At 62.2% G+C, this 19381-nt stretch carries 25 protein-coding genes; 10 read left to right on the top strand and 15 right to left on the bottom strand.

Translation table 11 applies throughout. The features are described from left to right. Window positions 1-127 precede the first annotated feature (127 nt). Window positions 128-421: a hypothetical protein gene (locus ACZK45_RS10500; protein WP_125894047.1), complete on the top strand. Its 294-nt coding sequence runs from the start codon at window positions 128-130 to the stop codon at window positions 419-421. A 16-nt stretch (window positions 422-437) separates the two neighbouring features. On the opposite strand, the gene ACZK45_RS10505 is transcribed toward ACZK45_RS10500, so the two are convergent. Beyond that, window positions 438-923, bottom strand: a complete 486-nt coding sequence (locus ACZK45_RS10505; RefSeq protein WP_478445810.1) for a TspO/MBR family protein — start codon at window positions 921-923, stop codon at window positions 438-440. A 71-nt stretch (window positions 924-994) separates the two neighbouring features. Continuing rightward, the gene (locus ACZK45_RS10510) at window positions 995-3190 is read right to left on the bottom strand and encodes an AsmA family protein (protein WP_478445811.1); all 2196 of its coding nucleotides are present in this window, start codon (window positions 3188-3190) and stop codon (window positions 995-997) included. A 133-nt stretch (window positions 3191-3323) separates the two neighbouring features. On the opposite strand from ACZK45_RS10510, the gene ACZK45_RS10515 reads away from it, so the two are divergent. Continuing rightward, a complete protein-coding gene (locus ACZK45_RS10515; RefSeq protein ID WP_478445812.1) occupies window positions 3324-3803 on the top strand; it encodes an N-acetyltransferase family protein in 480 nt (159 codons plus the stop codon). 89 nt (window positions 3804-3892) lie between these two features. Here the strand turns inward: ACZK45_RS10515 and ACZK45_RS10520 are convergent, their stop codons facing one another. Next, window positions 3893-4501 (bottom strand): FMN-dependent NADH-azoreductase, encoded by a 609-nt coding sequence (locus ACZK45_RS10520; protein WP_125894055.1) that lies wholly within the window; start codon window positions 4499-4501, stop codon window positions 3893-3895. A 302-nt stretch (window positions 4502-4803) separates the two neighbouring features. On the opposite strand from ACZK45_RS10520, the gene ACZK45_RS10525 reads away from it, so the two are divergent. From ACZK45_RS10525 to ACZK45_RS10535, 3 genes are all read left to right on the top strand, one after another. Continuing rightward, window positions 4804-5229: a DoxX family protein gene (locus tag ACZK45_RS10525; RefSeq protein WP_125894057.1), complete on the top strand. Its 426-nt coding sequence runs from the start codon at window positions 4804-4806 to the stop codon at window positions 5227-5229. Window positions 5230-5318: 89 nt separating this feature from the next. Next, a complete protein-coding gene (locus tag ACZK45_RS10530) occupies window positions 5319-6212 on the top strand; it encodes a LysR family transcriptional regulator (RefSeq protein WP_253143126.1) in 894 nt (297 codons plus the stop codon). 90 nt (window positions 6213-6302) lie between these two features. After that, window positions 6303-7250 carry a pirin family protein gene (locus ACZK45_RS10535; RefSeq protein WP_253143127.1) on the top strand — a complete coding sequence of 316 codons (948 nt, stop codon included), beginning with the start codon at window positions 6303-6305 and terminating at the stop codon, window positions 7248-7250. Between the two features lie 40 nt (window positions 7251-7290). Here the strand turns inward: ACZK45_RS10535 and ACZK45_RS10540 are convergent, their stop codons facing one another. Beyond that, window positions 7291-8214 (bottom strand): helix-turn-helix domain-containing protein, encoded by a 924-nt coding sequence (locus tag ACZK45_RS10540; protein WP_253143128.1) that lies wholly within the window; start codon window positions 8212-8214, stop codon window positions 7291-7293. A gap of 15 nt (window positions 8215-8229) precedes the next feature. Between ACZK45_RS10540 and ACZK45_RS10545 the strand changes: the two genes are divergently transcribed. Then, a complete protein-coding gene (locus tag ACZK45_RS10545; protein ID WP_478445813.1) occupies window positions 8230-8691 on the top strand; it encodes a DUF6265 family protein in 462 nt (153 codons plus the stop codon). 211 nt (window positions 8692-8902) lie between these two features. Then, on the top strand, window positions 8903-9274 hold the full coding sequence (locus ACZK45_RS10550) for a DUF3653 domain-containing protein (RefSeq protein ID WP_478445814.1): 372 nt from the start codon (window positions 8903-8905) through the stop codon (window positions 9272-9274). Between the two features lie 517 nt (window positions 9275-9791). Here ACZK45_RS10550 and ACZK45_RS10555 read toward each other — a convergent pair. From ACZK45_RS10555 to ACZK45_RS10600, 10 genes are all read right to left on the bottom strand, one after another. Further along, window positions 9792-11111, bottom strand: coding sequence for a zonular occludens toxin family protein (locus ACZK45_RS10555; protein ID WP_478445815.1), 1320 nt, complete (start codon window positions 11109-11111; stop codon window positions 9792-9794). 1 nt (window position 11112) lies between these two features. Next, entirely contained in the window at window positions 11113-11460 is a 348-nt protein-coding gene (locus ACZK45_RS10560) for a minor coat protein (RefSeq protein WP_049422024.1), read from the bottom strand. Then, entirely contained in the window at window positions 11457-12287 is an 831-nt protein-coding gene (locus tag ACZK45_RS10565) for a hypothetical protein (RefSeq protein WP_478445816.1), read from the bottom strand. The genes ACZK45_RS10560 and ACZK45_RS10565 overlap by 4 nt, the downstream gene beginning before the upstream one ends. A 280-nt stretch (window positions 12288-12567) precedes the next feature. Beyond that, on the bottom strand, window positions 12568-12717 hold the full coding sequence (locus ACZK45_RS10570; RefSeq protein ID WP_478445817.1) for a hypothetical protein: 150 nt from the start codon (window positions 12715-12717) through the stop codon (window positions 12568-12570). A gap of 59 nt (window positions 12718-12776) precedes the next feature. Further along, complete coding sequence (locus ACZK45_RS10575) at window positions 12777-12917, bottom strand: hypothetical protein (RefSeq protein ID WP_049422023.1); 141 nt, start codon at window positions 12915-12917, stop codon at window positions 12777-12779. A gap of 35 nt (window positions 12918-12952) precedes the next feature. Then, window positions 12953-13204: a hypothetical protein gene (locus tag ACZK45_RS10580; protein WP_478445818.1), complete on the bottom strand. Its 252-nt coding sequence runs from the start codon at window positions 13202-13204 to the stop codon at window positions 12953-12955. Between the two features lie 3 nt (window positions 13205-13207). Beyond that, the gene (locus ACZK45_RS10585) at window positions 13208-13510 is read right to left on the bottom strand and encodes a single-stranded DNA-binding protein (protein WP_478445819.1); all 303 of its coding nucleotides are present in this window, start codon (window positions 13508-13510) and stop codon (window positions 13208-13210) included. Between the two features lie 6 nt (window positions 13511-13516). Further along, window positions 13517-14623, bottom strand: a complete 1107-nt coding sequence (locus ACZK45_RS10590) for a replication initiation factor domain-containing protein (protein WP_478445820.1) — start codon at window positions 14621-14623, stop codon at window positions 13517-13519. After that, window positions 14613-14789 (bottom strand): hypothetical protein, encoded by a 177-nt coding sequence (locus ACZK45_RS10595; RefSeq protein ID WP_478445821.1) that lies wholly within the window; start codon window positions 14787-14789, stop codon window positions 14613-14615. Before ACZK45_RS10595 ends, ACZK45_RS10590 begins: the two co-directional genes overlap by 11 nt. Continuing rightward, window positions 14786-15064: a hypothetical protein gene (locus ACZK45_RS10600; RefSeq protein ID WP_478445822.1), complete on the bottom strand. Its 279-nt coding sequence runs from the start codon at window positions 15062-15064 to the stop codon at window positions 14786-14788. The genes ACZK45_RS10595 and ACZK45_RS10600 overlap by 4 nt, the downstream gene beginning before the upstream one ends. 83 nt (window positions 15065-15147) lie before the next feature. On the opposite strand from ACZK45_RS10600, the gene ACZK45_RS10605 reads away from it, so the two are divergent. The 3 genes from ACZK45_RS10605 (at window position 15148) to ACZK45_RS10615 (ending at window position 17237) form a co-directional block, all read left to right on the top strand. Then, window positions 15148-15801, top strand: a complete 654-nt coding sequence (locus tag ACZK45_RS10605) for a hypothetical protein (protein ID WP_478445823.1) — start codon at window positions 15148-15150, stop codon at window positions 15799-15801. A 130-nt stretch (window positions 15802-15931) separates the two neighbouring features. Continuing rightward, a complete protein-coding gene (locus ACZK45_RS10610) occupies window positions 15932-16333 on the top strand; it encodes a DUF3693 domain-containing protein (RefSeq protein WP_478445824.1) in 402 nt (133 codons plus the stop codon). A gap of 574 nt (window positions 16334-16907) precedes the next feature. Then, window positions 16908-17237: a YegP family protein gene (locus ACZK45_RS10615; protein ID WP_478445825.1), complete on the top strand. Its 330-nt coding sequence runs from the start codon at window positions 16908-16910 to the stop codon at window positions 17235-17237. A 200-nt stretch (window positions 17238-17437) separates the two neighbouring features. Here ACZK45_RS10615 and ACZK45_RS10620 read toward each other — a convergent pair whose 3' ends face one another. Beyond that, entirely contained in the window at window positions 17438-18199 is a 762-nt protein-coding gene (locus ACZK45_RS10620; protein ID WP_478445826.1) for a hypothetical protein, read from the bottom strand. Window positions 18200-19381: the final 1182 nt, after the last annotated feature.

Genomic DNA, 19381 nt, shown 5'->3' on the forward strand with positions numbered 1-19381 from the left:
AAACCTGAATTCTTCATCTGACCATTCCAACAGCACTTGCATGTTTCGCGAAAGGTACATGTGCGCTGCACGCGCGCTCGACACCGACTTGCCTAGGGTGAACGCACATTCCTGAGTGACCACGCCCGTGAACCTGCAGACCTTGCCTTCAACGCCATACCGCATGCTTGCCGACAGCTGCCAGTTTGAGCTGCTGGATGTGGATGCCCTGCAGGATCCGGCCAGTGGGCGCCTGCTCCACCTGTACTCGCTGGTTGCGCGCTGCCTGTGCTGCGAGACGGTGTTCAAGGCGGAAGAGGGGCAGGGACTGGTCAGCCACACCGCCGCGCGGGTGGTGCGATGCCCCACGGGTTGTGGCCAGCAGGCGTTCAAGCCGGCATTGCTGCGTGCATGGAAGCCGCAGCGCGTCGCACAGGCCTGAGAGCACTGATACTGGCTCACAGCACCCCGGGATTGGCGCGCCACACCGCGAAGTTCAGCGCCGAGGCAAACGATATCCAGGCCAGGTAAGGCAGCAGCATCACCGCCGCACCGCGATGGATGCGTGCGAAGGCAACGATCGTTGCGCAGACCAGCGTGATCAGTACCAGGATGTCGACGAAGGCCAGCGCTCCCAGCTTCCAGCCGAAGAACAGCCAGCTCCAGAGGGCATTGACGGCCAGCTGCACCAGATAGAGCACCAGGGCCGGTTGCGCGTTGCGCCAGCCGCGTTCGCGCCAGACCAGCCACGCCGCAATGGCCATCATTGCGTAGAGCAGGCTCCACACCGGGCCAAACACGCTGGCAGGCGGTGCCCAGGCGGGAAGGGCGAGAGTGGCGTAGAAGCTGGCGGCGGATGTCGATGCCCATGCGCCGACCGCCGCCGCCGCAAAAGTGACCACACTCCATCCCAGAAGTCCCATAGCCTGTGAACGCCGCTTCACTCCGTGCCGCTCCATCCTGTGTTTACCCGCTCATACGAACGGAAGCAGCAAATGGATGCAGCCCGGGGCGATCAGTCTGAAGAACCCGCGGCGCTTCCACCTTCGGCAGCCGGCAACAGCGAAGGGCGCTGATCGAACCATTCACGCGCCTTGGCCAGATGCCACTGGCGCTGCTCGCCATCAAGCTCGATGCCGGCGCCCAGCAGCCCCCAGCGCAGATAGAGATCGCCACGCTTGCGCTGCTCCAGCAGATCCAGCCGCGCACGTACCGACAGGCGATCATTCTCGGCCTGCAAGCCGTCGATCAGCAGATGACCCGGGCGCCAACGCAGCGTGGCCTGTGCATCGACCTGGCCGGAGTCGAGCAGGGACAGCGTCCAGCGCGGGTAGTCGGTGCGCTTGGCGAACACGGCCAGCAAGGGGCGTGCATCGCTCAGGGTCAGATCGGTGATAGCGTCCACCTGGAACGGGGACTGCGCGTCGATGCGGCCCCGCTTGAACACGGCGCGGCCTTTCCACGCGCTGCTGGAATCGGTGCCGGCCACCTGCACATTGCGCAGCTCCACGGTGGTGCCGGACAGATCGAAATGGCGCTGGTTGAAGTCCCCGCGGCGAAGCGTCGCGTTCACGTCGACATCGCCGCCCATGTCTAGGCCCGCCACCTTGGCGCTGGCATTGCGACCTAGCAGCCGCGCGGTGCCATGGCCGACGCGGCCATCGGTGTCGAGCGTGGCGTCGCCGCTGAGGCTGCCGGAGCCACGCAGCAGGCGCACCTGTTGAGAGCCAAGGTAGCGGTTGTAGGCGGCCAGGTCCGGGATGGTCGCTTGGCTGAAGCGCAACCGCGCACGAACGCCCTTGCGAAGTTCCTGCAGGCGGCCATCGCCGGTGAGGTCCACGGCCAGGTCGCGACCGTCGAACAGGCGTACATCCTTCGCATCGCTTGGGCGAGCGGTGAAGCGGGGCAGCCGGATCGCCAACTGTGCCTGAGTGGGGCTGCCGGCCTTCAGCTCGCCATGCGCACTGGCCGTGCCGGCTAGCCGCACGCCAGCGACCTCGGCCACGGCGGCAGCCGAAGGGATGTCCACGGTACTGCCTTCGATCAGTTCGCCATTGCGCAGGCGCAGATCTGCTTTCAGGGTGCCGCCGCCATCCAGCTGCAGCCACGGTTTGCGTACGAACAGGGCAGGGATCCAGTTGAGCGAGGTGAAGGTCCATTCGCCGCGCACAGTGCCGGAGCTGCGTTCCAGCAGCTGGGCAGGGTGCTGGAAGGGAATCTCGCGCCCGGTGATGTGCAGGTCGGCATCGATGCCAGCGGCCGAATCCGGGCGTGGCGGCAGGCGGGCCTGCAGGCGCAGGTCGTTGGCCACGTTGAGCTGCAGGGCCAGCACGCCGCGATCGGGTGCGCCGTCGCCGAGGTAGAGCGGAACCTGCCAGAGCGCGTGGTCACCAGGTTGCAACTGGCCGTCCAACAGGTGGACCGCCAGTTGCAGGCGACCGGGAACCGGCGAACTGGAGATGCGGGGCGTCTGCGCGTCCGTATCCATGCGCAGGCCCTGGCTGCGCGCATCCACTTCAAGTTGCGCATGCAGCAGCTTCAACTTGGCCAGGCCGGGCGCCTGGTCGCGATAGTGGCGCGGATAGCTGAAGCGCGCGGTCAGATCCATGTCGCCCAGCAGCTGCACGCCGTCATAGCTGGTGTCTCCCTTGCTGAACGAGACTTCGGAATCGAACAGTTCGGACGGGCCGCCGCGCAGCTGCTTGAGGAACCCGACCGTACCCTGGCCCTTGCCGATGATCAGCAGCTTGCCGAGCCGGGCACTGCGGATGCTGTCGCTGTGGATGGCGTCGAAACGCAGGGTCCAGCCTTGGTCGCTACGCGGCGGTGACGGAATGGCGTCCTCGACGCGACTGATCTCGGCCGACACGCCAGTGGCCTGCAATCGCGGAACCCGCACTTCGCGGCGGAACAGGGGCAGGACTGCCAAGCGGGCGCTGGCACGCTCGGCGTGCAGTACGTAGACGGTATGGTTGACGTGACCGCGCATATGCACGTTCCAGGCAATGACGTGGCCCGGCAGCAGCGTGATGGCCGGGCCGGTCGTCATCACGAACTTGTGCGGCTTGCGGTTGGTTACCTGGCCGAACAGCGGGGTGTTGAGGAAGATGTTGCCGGCCAGCAGGTAGAGAACGTACACGCCAAGCAGGATGTAGCCAGCGACGCGCCATCGGCGGAGCCGGAGCGGGATGCGCGCGGGAATAGGTGGCATGTACTGTTCCAACGGCTGGAATTCACTCAACTATTGCGGAACCGATGGCGGTGGCGCGTGAAGCGCGTGCGGGGCGCTTGCTGGATTCTGCTAGTGTCCGCCTTGTGCATCACGCCACTCCGCGAGGAACCGCATGGAAATCCGGCCCGCCAGCGCGGACGACATCGAGACCATGTGGGTGATCTTCCAGGCCGCCATTGCGACGGAAGATGCGCTTCCGTTCGCCGGCACCTTCGAGGCCGGGACCTTTCGGAGCCATTGGTTCGGAGTGCAGGCGGCCTTTGTGGCCGTTCTGGAAGGGCGCGTGGCCGGAATGTACAAGATGGGTGCCAACTATCCAGACCTGGGCGCGCACGTGGCCAGCGCTACCTATGTGGTCGATCCCCGGGTGCAAGGTCGCGGCATTGGCCGGGCGCTGGTGGAGCACAGTCTTGATCGAGCCAGATCGGAAGGCTTCCTGGCCATGCAGTTCAACTACGTGGTCAGTTCCAATGCGCCAGCGGTTGAGCTGTACCGGAAGCTGGGCTTTGCCGTGGTCGGGACGCTACCGGCGGCGTTCCGGCATCGGTCGCTGGGGTTGGTTGATGTATATGTGATGCACCGGTTCCTGTAGACAGCGATATCGCTGTCCATCGGCTTCGGTGCGTCGGGCGGAATGGGATTGAAATGCCGTGGCGATGTGTATCGCCGACGGCACAGCTATCAGGCGAAGACGCGCTCGATGTCCTGCTGGGCGTGCCGCAGTGCCTGTGCGCGCGCATCGTCGCCCATTGCCAGACCTTCGGCCCGGATGAACTGCAGGTCGGTGACGCCGAGGAAGCCGAACAGGCTGGTCAGGTAGGTTTCGTGATGGTCCATGGCCGCACCCGGCACATCACCGGCGTACATGCCGCCGCGGGTGGAGGCGATAAGCACCCGCTTGCCGCCCGCCAGGCCTTCCGGCCCCTGTGCGGTGTAACGGAAGGTCTTGTCGACAATCGCAATGCGGTCGATCCAGGCCTTGAGCTGGCTGGGAATGCTGAAGTTGTACATCGGTGCCCCGATGACGACGACATCGGCCTGCAGGAAGGCATCCAGATCGTCGGCACCGAGCGCCACGTCCTGCTGCAAGGCATCGGCTTCGATGGGGGCGCCCTGGGCAGCGGCAAGGTGGGGCGGAGCAAGGTGGTCGACCGGTGCCAGGGCGAGGTCGCGGTAGGTCACGTTCACGTCGCCATGCTGCTTGCGGGCAGCTTCGATGAGCTGGGCGGTGAGCTGGCGGCTGACCGACTGCTGGCCCAGGATGCTGGAATCAATGTGCAGGAGCTTCATGGCGGTTCTCGTAGTGGAGGGTAGGACGGGCCCGGCGAACGCACTGCCATGGGCCACGGCTGCACTCTATTTCGGGGCATTGGGCCCCACTAGCCGATTGCAGCGGATTTCATTCGTCCACGGATGGGGGCAATCCCGCTGTGGGTGGATTCGTCCATGAATGGACGGGTGAATTCCCCCTGGGGCGGCTAGTGGGCGGTGGAAGGGGCGCCTAGAGTGCGTCCCACTGGCAATGATGATGTCGTCGTTCCTGCCGCTGCCACCGTCCCTCTTGTTTCAACACGCCTCCAGGAAATGCAGACATGTCCACTTATTCCACAACCACCTTTGGTGCCTCGTCCTCCACCCGCCTGCAGGGCGCAGTCGAACTGCTCGGCCGCCTCCTGCTGGTCGCACTGTTCCTGCTGTCGGGATTCGGCAAGCTGAGCGCCTACGAGGCCACGGCGGGGTACATGGCCTCGGTCGGTGTCCCCGCGCTGATGCTGCCGCTGGTGATCCTTGCAGAGGTCGGCGGAGCGCTAGCGATCGCAGCGGGTTGGCAGACCCGGCTGGTCGCCATGTTGCTTGCCGGCTTCACCCTGGCTACCGCCTTCCTGTTCCACAACAACGTTGCTGATCAGACGCAGATGATCATGTTCCTCAAGAATGTCTCCATTGCCGGTGCATTCCTGATGCTGGCCGCCAACGGCGCAGGCCGGTTCAGCCTGGATGCGCGCAAGGCCCGATGAGGGCAGGGCGCTGCGCCGAGCGCCGCGACACCATTTGCAACACAATGCAGGGACCTCCGTACCGGAGGTCGTCTGCATGGAGACCACGGGTGATCGATCTCAATGATGTGGCCCTGTTCGTACAGGTGGCCAAAGCCGGCAGCTTCGCCGAGGCCGCGCGCCGGATCGGCATGCCCTCCAATACTGCCAGCCGGCGCATCCAGCAGCTGGAAGAGCAGCTGGGTGTCCGGCTGCTGCATCGTTCCACCCGCAAGTTGACCCTGACCGATGCCGGTGAGGGCCTGTACGCACGCAGCGTGGAGCAGATCGAGGCGCTGGCGGACGCCACCCTGGAGCTTTCCGAGGGAAGCGAAGTGCCGGTGGGCAAGGTGCGCGTCGCCGCGCCGGTGGACTTCTTCAACTGGTTCCAGCTGGAGTGGGTGCAGTCATTCCTGCAGGCCCATCCACGGGTCCGCCTGGAGTTCGTGCTCAATGACGCGCGCGCCGACCTGGTCGCTGACGGCATCGATGTTGCGATTCGCGCAGGTGCAGTCACCGGGCCAACACTGATCGCGCGCCGGGTGGGCAACAACCGTGCAGTGTTGGTGGCCAGCCCGGCCTACCTGGGGGCACGGGGAGCGCCCAGCTCATTGGAGGAGCTGTCCACGCACGACTGTATCGCCGTGCCCTCGGGCTCAGGGCGCACGCAGTGGCGCTTGATGGGGCCGGATGGCCCCGCCGACGTCGAAGTGCGAGGGCGATTCAGCGCCAACTCGGCCTTGGCCTTGACCAAGGCCTGCGTGGCCGGCATGGGCATCGCGCTGCTGACCGAGGCGATGGTGGCGCAGCCGTTGCGGGAAGGGACGCTGGTCCAGGTCCTGCCCGACTACCGTATTGATGGGCTGGAGTTGTTCGTGGTCTACCAGAGCCGGCGGCAGTTGCCACGCGCCGCCAGCGCGTTTGTCGACTTCGCCACGACCCATCTGATGCTGGGCAACTGGTAAGCACCTGAGCGGGAGGCGCTGCCGCCTCCTCGCGTGGCAGCCATTGCTCCAACGATGGAGGAATGAAATCCGAACTGGCGGGCTACTGCCATGAGTGCTCAGTGCCTACCTTGGGCGTACGACGTCGTCGCGACGTTCGAAACCCGCTTCCAAGGAGACCACGCCATGCTTGCCGTCCACCCCTCCGAATCCACCGCGATGTCTCCGGTCGCCTCCGTGCGCCGCATCGTGCATCGCACCCGCGGCCGCAGCCACGGACCCATCACCCGGCTGGTGAGTCCTTCCGACCTGGGCGAACGTCTCAAGCCGTTCGTCTTCCTCGATCTCATCGACGCGCGCGATCTTTCGCGCGCCGAAGCCCCTGCGCTTGGCCTGCATCCGCACTCGGGCATCGCCACGCTCACCTGGCTGCTGGAAGGGGCCGTCGACTATGAAGACGACCAGGGCCGCCAGGGCAGTATCGAGGCCGGCTGGATGGAGTGGATGCAGGCCGGCAGTGGCGCGTGGCACGGTGGCGGATTCGGTGATTCTGATCGCCTGCGCGGTTTCCAGTTGTGGCTCGCGTTGCCACCTGCATTGGAGCTGGCTGCACCTTTCAGCCGCTACATCGGCCCCGAGCAGATCCTCAGCGAAGGCCCGGTGACCGTATTGCTGGGAGCGTACGGCACGGCCCGCAGCCCCATCGATGCCCCGGCACCGATCAACTACTTTTCGGTGAAACTGCGGGCGGGAGAATCGTGGCGGTTCCAACCGCCGCCGGGACATGACGTAGCCTGGGCCGCCGTGAGCGTGGGCTCGCTGCGTGTGCCCGAAGCGATCGGTGCAGGTGAACTGGTGGTCTTCGAGGAAGGCGGCCACGAGGTCGCGTTCTTCGCCCGCGAGGACACCGAGTTCGTGTTCGGTACCGCAGCACAGCATTCGTATCCGCTGGCAACAGGCTACTACTCGGTCCATACCAGCCCGCAGGCGCTGAAGGCGGGTGAGGCGCGGATCCGGGAGCTGGGGAAGCAGATCCGGACGGCGGGAAGCGCTGGCTGATGGAGTCGGCTCTGGAGCAGGGCAGGAGGGCGGGGCCCAGCTATCCTGAGTGGCCGCTACTGCTTCCGCGCACGAAGGCGGCTGCCAGCCGCAGTGCATCGTCGCTGCCACGATCGCCACGCAGGGCATTCACCAGCCGGCCGGGCGTTACCCCGGTCCAGCGGACAAGATCATGCGTGGCATGGGCCTGGTCGCTGTAGCCGTGACGTGCGGCTGCAGTGGCAATGCTGGTGGCTTCTCCATCCAGGGTGTGCAGAATCGCCTGCAGACGGCGCACACGAGCGTACTCCTTCGGGGGCATGCCCACCGCGGCCAGAAAGCGGGATTGCAGGCCGCGCAGGGACATGCCAAGCCGCCGCGTCAGTTCGGCAATGCGCAGATCGCCCTGCATCGCATCCAGCTGCGCAACCGCCTGTTCGACACGTTCGTCCAGGACGAAGCTGGAACAACGATCCCGCAGGACCTGCCAGAGAGGCTCGGGCGTGTTGGTGGCCGCACTGGCGCGTGCGGCGGCACTGAACGTTTCGGCAAAGGAAGCATCCAGCGTGTAAAGGTCCGGGGCCTGGTCACGAAGGCCGGGCAAGCGGGCACCGGCGATCAAGGCGCTCGCGGCCGGCTGCAGCCGCACACCGATGCAGAACACCGCACCAGCGGCCTGCAAACGGATTGGCCCTGACTGCTGTGCCGCGAAACAGAACGGTAGATCGGAACGGATACGGCCATCTGTGCCATGCAGCTGCAGCGGCACGCCCACTTCGGCCAGCAGCTCGCAACGGCCATCGGGATAGATAACCTGCACGTCATTCCCGGGTGCGTCGTCCTGCAGCCACCAGATGCACTGGACGTGACGGCGGAGGTCGTCGGGGGCAGGGTGCTCGCAGTAGTCCATGCGGCATCGGACGCCATCCTGCGCGTTTTTACAAGCGCCCTCGGTGTCCGTGCCGCTAGCCTGCAGCCAACCCATCCAGGAGGTCAGGACATGTTGAAGTCGAAGGTGGCGGTGCTGGGCGCTGGCCTGGCGTTGGGAAGTGGCGCGGCTATGGCCGCACCGGCCGAGTTCGACTGGCTGGCCGGGCATTGGTGCGGCGGTACCGAGGAGCGCAGGCTTGATGAGGTCTGGCTGCCCGAGGCCGGCGGGGCCTTACTTGGGATGTCACGGACGCTGAGCCACGGCGATATGGAGTCATTCGAGTACATGCGCCTGGTGCCGGCGGGCAAAGCGGCTGGCCTGCATGTGCAGCCCAATGGCGTGGCGCCAACCACGTTCGTCATTGCAGACCATGGCGCGAACTGGGTCGTGTTCGAGAACCCGCAGAATGACTTCCCGAAGCGCATCGAGTACCGGCGTGATGGCATTGCGCTGAAGGCGAGCATCTCCGGTCCGGGTGATGACGGGAAGATCCTGCGGATTCCGTTTGACTATCAACGCTGCGGGGATTGAGTGGGAACGCTGGCCAGGAGTGAAGTCAGGGATCTGAGGACTGGTGAGGCTCTGGCTTCTTGGGTAGCGATCTTGCCTGTAACATAATATACATTATGCGAAATGCTGTATCGGGCATGATCCGGTTCGTGGGCTCGGCTTGGCAATGGCTCCGCCTCTGGCTTGGCTCTTGCCTCCCTGTTGGCTCCCCCGACAAGGATGAGCTTGCAGCATGATCGAGATCGATCCGTATGACCGAACTGACCTAACCGGCCCTTGGGCCGGTTTCGGCTTCCAAGCTGGGCATATGTTCACCCCTGAAGGTCACCAGCTGGAACCTTGCGACATGGCCTGGTGGTCTCTGACCTGCAACATTGCTCGGGAATGGCGGCTGATGATGGCCGAGGCTCGCACAGACTTGGCCGAACGAACCGCTCCGGTCTCCAAGGGATCCGCCACGGCGAAATCCGGCGTGATCTACCTTGCCGAAGTCCTCAGAATTCGCCGAGAACGGCGGTTGGCCGGATGTGGACCGGGCTCCGACGCCGAACCCTCCAATGTGGTCTATCTGAGCCGTGGGCCAAGGCCCCGCCAGCGCGTGTGAGGCGCTTCCGTAGGGGCGCCGCCCCTACACCCCGAAATCACTGCTCGCGGCAGCGTTGCCAGCCACCGGCAGGCGCAGAGACCTGCTCCCAACCATTTCGAAGCTTCCGGAACGCTTGCCCGCCAATGCAGGCGAATCCCGAGCGCTTAGCCGCATCGCTCCCGAGTGACGGCAGCGACACGACGCTACCGGATGGCCCGGGACGGCCAGCGCGACGTGCTTCGTCCTGGAGAGTGCTAGCCTCAAGACCGTCGCAGTACAGCTTCATGCCTGGGTGAGGATGATTCGGCCAACGATACTGCTCGCAGTTGAATGGCGTCGTGGTCTTTGCCATCGAATTGTGCGCGGCCTTCGGGGCTGCTGGGATTGGCTTTGGCGCGGGGCCTCTCGCCGAATGTATTTGCTGCGCTGAAGCTGAGGTGGCAACGGCCAACAGTACGCACATCGCCCCAAGTCGAATATCCATATTCCCCCCTTGTCTGTAGGGAATGGTACTCGATAAACGTGACGCATCACGTCAGAAGCTCGGCGGGTAGGGCTTGGATTCCGGGAACGTGCCCATGGGGCGCTCTCCTACGCGCACGATTGTGCCTCCACTGCTCGCCGCCATGACCGCGCCCGCGCCGCCGCCGCTTCCACTCGCTACGCTCGCAGAATCAGCGGCAGCACGGTCACTGTCCAGGCGGTACAACGTTGGCTCTTCTTCGCGCCGGGGTGCTTCCCTCGGCCACGCCGTTGCAACCGTCTCAAACGAACCCGCCGTGAGGCGAACTCCGTAGACGGCAACCCGGAGCCGGTAGCCCATCGCAATCAGTGCATCAAAGGTCAACTGATCGACCGTGTTCCCTGAGCCGTCGACCCACTCGACCATGCCAACCGAACGGTCTCCGAACTGAGCGGTAAAGGCCAGCCGAATCCGATTCGCCTGCGTCATGGCGGCCACATAGCGCTGCTCGACGGTCATCCCGGCCAATGGATCGGCGGCGGGCACTGCAACGGCCGCGGCCGGCACAGCACCGGTGCTGATGGGCTTATGGGCGCCCTGCCCCTGCGTTGCCTTGGCGCCTGCCGGAGCTTCTACAGCAGTTTCCGGCTCATCGTCGCCCATCATCCTGATGAAGTAGCCGCCGAACGCCCAGATGCCAACCACAAGGCCCACGGCAGCAATGGCGATCTTGGGGGCAAGCTGCTTCCAGATATTGGTGCCGCCCTCCTCATACACCTCAGCATTCTCGGCTCCGACCGCATAGCCGTGATACAGCGGATAGATGGCCGGATCGTACTTGAGCGTCTTACCACCAACGACCTCGAATTTACCCGGGCTAGTGGTGTGGTAGTACGTCACGCGGTAGCGGGATTTCAGGCCCACGGCGGTGAGCTTCTGGAAGACGTTCTTGCGCTCGATACGTGCCCTTACCGCCTGATGCACGCGGTTGATCCACTGCGTCATGATCAGCACATCGCCGCCGTTCTGGCCGATCAGAGCGAAGAAATTCTCCACTTCTTCCGGCAGCTGGTTGCGCTGTGCAACGTAGAACTCGTGCACCTCATCGATCACCACCAGCGCATCTTTGAACTCATCGGGGATGCACCACTGGCCGGTCTCTGGATGCCTGGAGCAGACGAACGTGGTTGCAACGTCCTTGGTCTCCACCAGCGTCAGCAGCTTGTGGACCTCGTCCACGGGCATGTTCAGGTATTCGGCGATGCGTTCGTGGTGCAGACCATTGAGGCGCGCAAATACTCGGCGCCCCTTCTTGAGCGTGGGCAGAATGTGATTCTTGACAGCGTCATAGCTCTTGCCTGCGCGCGGCACGCCCTCGTTGAAAACTAGCATGTCACCACTTCCCCAAGGTCAGAATTTTCCGGGTGATGAAGAACACGATCCCGAGCGACACCACGGTCATGCACTCGGGAATCTTGAAGATGTTGACGAACCACGCGATGGTCGGCCCGGCGTTTGCGAACAGGGTGCCGAGCTTGTACTCGGTCATGAATTCGGGCACCGGCAGCTTTTCCAGTGCATGTGCGGCCAAGTCCAGGACTTGTTCGATCGCATACAGCACAAGATCACGGAAGAACTCAACGATGGCGGTCCACAGGCGTTCCACCTGCCTGCGGATGTACTCGGTCAGATCGTTGAGCCATCCGGCCTGCATCGTCACGAATGCGATTAGGTTGATCATGTGAGCGCGATCTTGATTGCGTGGAAGGCAGCGAACGCGAGCAGCAGCCAGCCCAGCAGTTGAAGGATGGCGACGATCTCAGGCTTGCACAGGAAGTCAAACGTCATGGCGTCCCAATACGGCGTGGCCGGGAACGTGAACATCGGACAGGAGGCGCTGACACTGATCTCAAAGAAGCTCTTGGTAGCGTCAATGATCGGGGCCTTGCTGACGCGCTCGGCGAAGTCGTCGTATAGCTTCTCGACGGTCTTGCCTTCCGGCTTGTACAGCGCGTCCCCATCGCCCCCCGGCTGGCCGGGGCCATCACCATCGCCCTCGCCGGGACCTGGCCCCGGACCAGTACCACCGCCATCCCCATCCCCATCCTCATCCCCGTCGCCGTCGCCGTCGCCGCCGCCCTCGCCGCCTCCCTCGCCTCCGTCACCGCCGCCCGGATTGGTGCCGCCGCCATCGCCATCACCGCCCCCGTTGTCGCCTCCACCATCGCCGCCACCCGGATCTGTGCCGCCGCCATCGCCGCCCCCTTCCTCGCCACCATCACCTGCAGGTGTAGGTGCCGGCGCATCGGACTCGGTGCAGGTTCCACCTGTCGGCATGAACGAGACACCGGCAGTACCCTTTGGATCAAGCGAGCTGGTATACATGCAGCCGTTGTGACACGCGTTCACGCTGGCCGCAGTTTCTCCACCCTGCCAGCCGAATTCCTCAGCGCGGGCAGTGCATAGCGATACGAAGTTGTAGTACTGGCCCTCTGCCACGTTGCTGGAGCCGCAAACATTCCCAGGATTCGTCCAGCCAGCCAAGAACGACGAACCGGACTGACGCACGACACAAGCCTGCCTATTCGGGGCCTGAGTCTTGAATGCTGCGTATGCAGCTGCCGAGGCGAACGCCATACCCTCATCGCACTTGTCGCCCAAGCGTGTGCAAAGCGAAAGGTTCTGCGCTGACGCCGTGCCCAGGCCGAGTGCGAGCAAGTTCGCAGCCGCGAGAAGCATGCCAATGCCTGTGAACTTGAATCCGAGCCGCTGAGCCGTCACCGATCCATTCCCATGCACACGGCGATTCCACACAAGGCGCTGATGAATCCGGCAAACAGGCAGAGGATCATTTGCGGCCTCGCATCAAGAACAGCCGTGCCACCTTCGGGCCTGCCCAGAGGCCGAACTTCAACTGCGCAATGACGGCGCAGCCGCCCAGCACCGCAAGAACCACCATGCCGACCTCGAGCCCGCTGATGATCATCTGATAGTCCATATCGCTCCCCTGAAATAGAAAGGGGAGGCATGGCCTCCCCTACCCCATCACTGCTCGGCTTACGACTTACCGAACAGGCCCGCCACCTTGCGGCCGCCCCACAGGGAGAAGCCGACCACGGCGATCAGGGCCAGACCACCACCGATGGCGGTCAGCGCGGCAGCGACCGACAGGCCGGTCAGAATCGATTCGAAATCCATGTAAATCCCCTTTCATTGATTGAGTTGATGGCGGCCTACGATTTATCGAACACAGCTGCAACACGGCCACCGATGTGCGCAGCCAAATACAAGGTCATGATCAGAATGAACGGCCCCGACGCCCATCCTGCGAGTACGTCTTTGTCCGGCACCTTGAACGCCTCGGCGAACATGGCGACGGAGGAAGCCTCTGCGCTGCTCATCAACACATACCCCGTGCACTGATCGACGGGCTGACCGGTTGGGATCAGCGTTCCGCTCTCCCCTAAAGCAACGCAGAGGCTCATGACTTAGGCCTGCCCGGCTACGCGCGGCGCAGTCTTCGGCAGCGGGCGCAGCGCGGTGTACTTGCTCAGGTTGATGACGCCCTTGTTGACCTGAATCATCGAATCGACGTCGAGCTCGTACTCCCCCTCCGGGTAGCCGGTCTGGCCGTTGTCCAAGCGCACATCGAGCGGGTACGCGAAGCCGCCAGCTTCCAGCTTGGCCTTCTGCTTGCGCGTGGTGAATTCAACCATTTCACCTGCATCGTTCTTGAAGCTGCCCTTGCGCTCTTCAACATCGCTCTTGAGGACGGTGACCTTGATGCTCATGTGTTGTTACCCCTTTTGGGTTGGCTGTACGGCCGCGATTTCGGGCCAGTGCGCTGCTGTGTCGCCTGTGACCCACTTCGGCAGCGATGGCGAAGTGCAGGATTCGATTACCGACCGCAGGGACTGATCGTCCGGGCAGTTCTTGGCGATGAAATTGAGGGCCGCGCCGTACTGGCGACGGATGTGGCGACGGACGCTCTTCCACGTCGCTTCAACAGCGGCTTTCGTGATCTCGATGCGCGTGGCAACGCTGCGCAGAAAGGACAGGACCGGGTAGGCACCCAGCAGGTAGGACGCCGGATCACGAAGGATGTCGAGCGGCAGTTCCGTGCGGTTGGAGTTGCGGAACTGCGCCTCATAGCGCACCCATGGCGAACTCTTATCGCCCTGTTCCCTGCCCTTCTCGTAGACGCGCAGCTGCTTTTCCGACTTCTTGCCGCCGACATAGAACGTCTTGCCGTCACCGCTGTCGTAGTCGTCCACCAGCTGCGCCTTGGGGCGCTGGCCACGATTGTCGAAGTCGCCATTGGCGTACCACTTCTGAGCCATACGCAATGGGTAGTCGCCCACCAGGTCATCAGCGCAAACATCGACACGGGTGATTCTTCCGGCGCAGCTTTCGAGCTTCGCTCGAAGCTCCAGCCACCGCTGCGCATGGCCGCAGCGCGCTGCGCCTACCGCCTTGCATCCATCACCCGTTAGCTCGATGCGGGCGGTATAGGTGCCATCCGCGCGGCGGCACTCTTCCCCACCGAGTTCGATCATGCCGACGAACTTCTTGGCCGCGTCGATGATCTTGATACGCCACGTGTAGAAGCGACCGCCACCCGCTGTTTCATCCAGTTCAAGGCCAAGCCCAGCGAAGAACCAGCAGAACACCTGCAGGGCCGCGATGCGCGCGTTCTCCGGGGAGAACTCGATCCACTGGCGGACTTCTTCGAAACTGTCGCCATCACGGAATGCAAGTTCATCCAGCGCTGCGCGCAGATCGATGGAAGCGGAGAACCAGTCAATGCCGACCGTCAGGGTTCCATCGGCGTTCCTGAATTCACTGACTCCCCTGTTAGACGAGGGGAGTCCCGACCCGGCCAGCACCGCGCGATCACCGGCCATTGGAGCGGTCCTTACCGAGCTTCCACAGGCGACGAAGCCCCAGCCATGCCTGTTCGATCACGATGGAGAGCAATGCCCCTCCCAGCCAAACGGCGATGAGCGCGGCGCACGCCGCAAGACCCATATCGAACTCCGCCAGTTCGGCGAATGAGGGAAACCTGCTCATGCGGCGCGCTCCTGCTCTTCGGCAAATCGGGCTGCGGCGAGCAGATCGCCGCGCTTGGTGGCGGCGATTTCGGCCTGATAGAGCGTTTCGTGATTCGGGGTCCAGCCGGTTGCGGCCAGTTCGGCGCGTGCCTGGGCTACGAAGGTCGCTTCCTTGGCGCGCTGGTCGGCGGCATAGTCACGCCGGTCCAGAAGCCACGAAACGATGCGAGCGCAGCCGATGGAGATGGCCACGATGGCCCCCAGCAGAGAGAAGGCAAGAAGGGGCTCGGTCATGACAGAATCCCCAGCACGGAGTAAAGGTGACAGGGGGGTGTATGAGCTGGTTGTGGCGATTGTGGGTGCGTCGGCGAGAAACGATGATTTCCGAAGGCTTGGCAACATTCGTTGCTGTAATTGCGCTTCTCATGGGCGTTGGACTTGGTATATCCATCGTGACCGGGGGAGATGCTCCATTCGCGTGCCTCGAAAAGGGGAATGCGGCCGACTGGGTGGCCGCAGTAGGTACGTGGGTTATCGGCATTGCAGCAGGTTGGGTGGCCTATACGGCACACAAGCGCAATGAGCAGGAGCTCGATCTGGCGAACAAGCGTCGCCAAGATGAGGTCATATCGCTGCGAGCCCTGGCGTCCACTGAGCTTGCGAACGCGTACAGCCTCGCAGATCCACTCGCTGCGTTCATTGCTGACGATGCATCTAAGCGCACGATGGGGCGCATTCGTCGTCTGATTGTCCGAATTGAACGGGATGCGCAGGCCGTGAAGATTGGTTCGGACGTGATGGCCGCTATACCCATGGACGGTGTCATGGGCATCAAGAGCATCAATAATAATCTGGAGTACATTCGAGATTTGGTTGAGATGCTTTCGGACTCTGTTAACGCGCGGGCAAAGAATCACGACAACGATCTTTCGAACGATGTCGATCTCCACATCATCGAGGCGATGAAGAAATACGCCGATGAGATTGAGGCTGGTTGCCTCGCGTTCTTCGAGCTGGCCGATCATCCGTAACCCCTCCCCCAAGTGCCGCCCCAAGGGAACCCGCCGGCGGCCTTGGGGTGCCGGCGGCGGGGCGCTCAACGCCGTTGAACGCGGAGCAATGTATAAAGGGGTTGAACGAGGGTGTCAACAGGGTTGAACGATGCAGACGGTTACAGACCTCATCGACGCGGCACGGAAAGCGCTGAACGTCAGTAGTGACGCGGAATTCGCGCGGCAGCTCGGCGTATCTCGCGGAACGATCGCCAACTGGAAATCAGGCTATTCGCTGCCTGACACGGTGATGTGCGCAACTTTGGCGGGGCTTACCGGCCTCCCGCTTGCCCGAGTCCTGGGCATAGTTGGAGAGGCGCGTGCCGTCAGCCGCGAGGAGAAGGCCGTCTGGCGGAAGCTCGCCGCCACGGCAATGGCGCTGTGCCTGGCTGTTGGTTTCGCCCTGCCCCACCGGGCTCAGGCAGCAGTCTCAGGATTTGAGAGCGTGCACGCTGTATACATTATGCGAAATGCCGTATCGGTCGACTGCAGCCGCATGGCAACTGATTGACGTTGAGCAATCGCCCCCGCTGCAGCAGACATTCGCCTCGACTGCTTCAAAAGTCGGCCCCATTTTTGCCGAAGCGCCCCAAGAGTCACCCCGTGGTTTTCTGTACAGACAAGAACTTGTCGTGTTGTCGGCGGTAGCGACAACCGTTGGTGCGCTTCTTGTCGCCTATCGGCAAAACAAGCGTTACGACGAGCGCGCAAGGCGCCGCAGCCGGCGTTCCGATAGTTGCGGCCGTTGATGCTCAGTACCGTCGTGGCTCCGCATGACGCAGTACCACCATGGGGCCGGCGGGAATGCAGCCATGTAGCCCGCACAACTAATCAGGCGTCGCCGGGCTAGGCTGGCACCTCGGAGTGGCATCGTGTAATGTGGACTTTAAAAATATCAATTAAATCAATATATTACTTCGTATAACGCATCTTGTGTTTGTCAGGGCTGTGTAAGTGTCGATGTGGCTTGGGTTTTTACCGGATGCTGCCGATCTTTCGTCGAGGCGCGGCTTTCCCTGATAGACACTCAGGATTTTCTCTGACAGATTCGCTTGGCCAATCCAGGCGCAGCTAGGGGAACTAGTATGGCAGCTCGATATGTTCTGAGTCGTTCGGGAGCGCAGTACCGCTTTGTCCTTAAGGCCGGCAACAACGAGATCATCCTCACCAGTGAGTTGTACGCCTCCAAGCAAGGGGCACTGACTGGAATTGCTTCAATCAAGACGAACTCTCCTGACGACTCGCGCTATGAGCGCAAGAACGCGGCCAACGGCCAACCGATGTTCAACCTCAAGGCCGCTAATGGCGAGCGCATTGGTACCAGTGAGACCTACTCTTCCACCCAAACCCGCGAGGCAGGAATCCAGGCTGTTAAGAACAACGGGCCAACTGCGCCAGTTGACGATCAGGCTTGATTTCAGAATGGGGAGCGTGCCGCTCCCATTCTCGGTACCCCCGCCCTGTCCTCGGGTGCCTGCCAAACCCACCGGCCAAGGATACGGATGAGTTCTCTGTTACGCGCCGAGAGCGCATTCACCGCCTACAACTGCAAGGTGTACGCGCCGTTGGCATGCTGGCTCACGATCATTCTTTGTATAGACGACATTGCGGTGCTCTAACGTTCGCTATCGCCGACCTGGCGCGTAAATGCCGCTGAGCCGAACATTTCGACATCTGCTTGCATGGCATTGAAAAAATCACTACCCACAATTTGATCGGCATTGGCACGAAATGCCTGCTCTATCTTCGCTGCCTGTTTCGGTGAGACCCCTTGCATAGCCTGCTGTGAATTCGAAGCTCTATTCATCAGATACCGCCAGAAGGGAGCTGGGACAGTGTAGTCCCTGGGCTCAATTGCGCCTCTGTTTGCATTGACCTTTCCGCCGTTCCAGCGGCTGGCCTCGGGCTCGTGTACAAATCCGACAATCACGAATCGGCCAAGCTTGGTATATGTGAAGATGGCTTGATCATCATGGCAGAAATCAAGATCAATGGACCGCATAAGATATCGATTCATGTTCGAAGGAAGTGCGCTGGCGCTTCCCTCGATTCGATCCATCGGTAGCACGAATTGACGGAACTTACCTGGGTTTGGTGTCTCCTCAAGAAGAAACTGGCGCCAAGCGAATTCGGCTTGGTTGACGATGGTCCACTCTTGCTCGTCCAGCTTCTGTGGATCGAGATTCTCTAATTGGATTGCAAGATTTCGCCAAGAGATAGATACGCAGAACCTAAGCAACCACGGGCCATACGGAAACCTTCGCCCGGATTCTTCAAGATATGGGTGAAAAAGCTCTGTTGCAAAGGCGGTCTCGGCCCGGCCTAGTCGTGCCTCGCAATCGAGGCAGAGCCAGTGCTTCTGGGGGCCATCTTGCACACGAAGGTTCGGTGACTGCGTGCTTCGTAGGAAGCTATTGCCGGACGATTCCCGCATCCAGCGAAAGACAAACGCCGGGACCACATGGCTAAGTTGTAGTTCTGCTTCACGCTGGCAAAGACGACACGTTCCTGAGGGCATGATATGAGAGCCAATGTCCAATCGGCCTCGCCGCCGCTTTAGGCCAAAGGGGGTAAATGATGGGTGTCGTGCTCTGAGCGCGCACCTGCAATATGGTGTGGAGGGGAGGAATCGAACCTCCCTCGCTACTCCCCGCTAACAATCCAGTTTCCTCACCTGCCTTACCCTCATTCGGGGGAGCTAAGCCGACCAGGCCTCCACAGTAACGTTGCTCCACACCAAACGCGAACAGCACTAAAATTGCTCAGGTTCATCGCAATTACTCCCATGATTAGAGTTGAAACGTTCATCATCATGGAGAGGTCGATTGCTCCCCCGAACGAGAAAGCACAGGTGATTCCAAAGGTTGCCTTTACCGCGAAGCCTGTACCTCCGACACTCTTTTGTCGGATTCAACACTTGGCTGCCTTCCCTCAGCGATCCATCTTGGTGCTTACTAGCGCAGATTGATCCTAGTTCAGTCAGTGACCGCTAACAAGTGGTCCTGTTGGACGCATCAACGGCTGCGCGGCGTCTCTCAGATCACGCAGCATGAAGGGGGCTGGCACGGTGAGCTACTGGGTCCACGTGTGTGGATTGAACGAGAAGTGTAACGAGACACTTTTGAGATTTGCCCCATGCGTCGGGGCGTCTACGCTGCGCAGACGGTTGCGGCGCGGCTATGGCGACAACTGGTCTTGTCCACTCGCCCGGATCCAAATCCAGCCTTTGCAAGGATGCTTGGGGGCGCTTGCTGGTTAGATCGAACTGGAGCCGTCGTGATGATTGATGACCCCCAACAGTTGCCGCAAGCGCTGGCGGCAAATCACCTACATCAGGCTTTGCGGTATGCCGAGCACTACCTGTATGGAGATGGTCCGTGCCCGATAGCTTCCTTAGCGAGTTTGTAGAGAACAAGTAGCCGGCTCCATACCCTGGCGTGGCGTGGCGTGATGTTGAGGCGCCCTACCCGCTCGCGGAGCGAACTCGGCCCAGGTCGGGTTGTTCCGCTTGGGGCTCTAAAGGCCCTCTTGAAAGAGGGCAGTGCCGCGGCGTAACATC

Source organism: Stenotrophomonas sp. 63632_Sma (genome assembly GCF_056482875.1).

Coding starts and splice junctions, on each gene's coding strand:
- ACZK45_RS10545 (WP_478445813.1), top strand. CDS start 8,230: ATGTTGAAGTCGAAGGTGGCGGTGCTGGGCGCTGGCCTGGCGTTGGGA.
- ACZK45_RS10535 (WP_253143127.1), top strand. CDS start 6,303: ATGAGTGCTCAGTGCCTACCTTGGGCGTACGACGTCGTCGCGACGTTC.
- ACZK45_RS10540 (WP_253143128.1), bottom strand. CDS start 8,214: ATGGGTTGGCTGCAGGCTAGCGGCACGGACACCGAGGGCGCTTGTAAA.
- ACZK45_RS10605 (WP_478445823.1), top strand. CDS start 15,148: ATGATTTCCGAAGGCTTGGCAACATTCGTTGCTGTAATTGCGCTTCTC.
- ACZK45_RS10525 (WP_125894057.1), top strand. CDS start 4,804: ATGTCCACTTATTCCACAACCACCTTTGGTGCCTCGTCCTCCACCCGC.
- ACZK45_RS10610 (WP_478445824.1), top strand. CDS start 15,932: ATGCAGACGGTTACAGACCTCATCGACGCGGCACGGAAAGCGCTGAAC.
- ACZK45_RS10555 (WP_478445815.1), bottom strand. CDS start 11,111: ATGCTAGTTTTCAACGAGGGCGTGCCGCGCGCAGGCAAGAGCTATGAC.
- ACZK45_RS10595 (WP_478445821.1), bottom strand. CDS start 14,789: ATGAGCAGGTTTCCCTCATTCGCCGAACTGGCGGAGTTCGATATGGGT.
- ACZK45_RS10550 (WP_478445814.1), top strand. CDS start 8,903: ATGATCGAGATCGATCCGTATGACCGAACTGACCTAACCGGCCCTTGG.
- ACZK45_RS10515 (WP_478445812.1), top strand. CDS start 3,324: ATGGAAATCCGGCCCGCCAGCGCGGACGACATCGAGACCATGTGGGTG.
- ACZK45_RS10590 (WP_478445820.1), bottom strand. CDS start 14,623: ATGGCCGGTGATCGCGCGGTGCTGGCCGGGTCGGGACTCCCCTCGTCT.
- ACZK45_RS10580 (WP_478445818.1), bottom strand. CDS start 13,204: ATGAGCCTCTGCGTTGCTTTAGGGGAGAGCGGAACGCTGATCCCAACC.
- ACZK45_RS10585 (WP_478445819.1), bottom strand. CDS start 13,510: ATGAGCATCAAGGTCACCGTCCTCAAGAGCGATGTTGAAGAGCGCAAG.
- ACZK45_RS10510 (WP_478445811.1), bottom strand. CDS start 3,190: ATGCCACCTATTCCCGCGCGCATCCCGCTCCGGCTCCGCCGATGGCGC.
- ACZK45_RS10560 (WP_049422024.1), bottom strand. CDS start 11,460: ATGATCAACCTAATCGCATTCGTGACGATGCAGGCCGGATGGCTCAAC.
- ACZK45_RS10575 (WP_049422023.1), bottom strand. CDS start 12,917: ATGGATTTCGAATCGATTCTGACCGGCCTGTCGGTCGCTGCCGCGCTG.
- ACZK45_RS10570 (WP_478445817.1), bottom strand. CDS start 12,717: ATGGACTATCAGATGATCATCAGCGGGCTCGAGGTCGGCATGGTGGTT.
- ACZK45_RS10600 (WP_478445822.1), bottom strand. CDS start 15,064: ATGACCGAGCCCCTTCTTGCCTTCTCTCTGCTGGGGGCCATCGTGGCC.
- ACZK45_RS10520 (WP_125894055.1), bottom strand. CDS start 4,501: ATGAAGCTCCTGCACATTGATTCCAGCATCCTGGGCCAGCAGTCGGTC.
- ACZK45_RS10615 (WP_478445825.1), top strand. CDS start 16,908: ATGGCAGCTCGATATGTTCTGAGTCGTTCGGGAGCGCAGTACCGCTTT.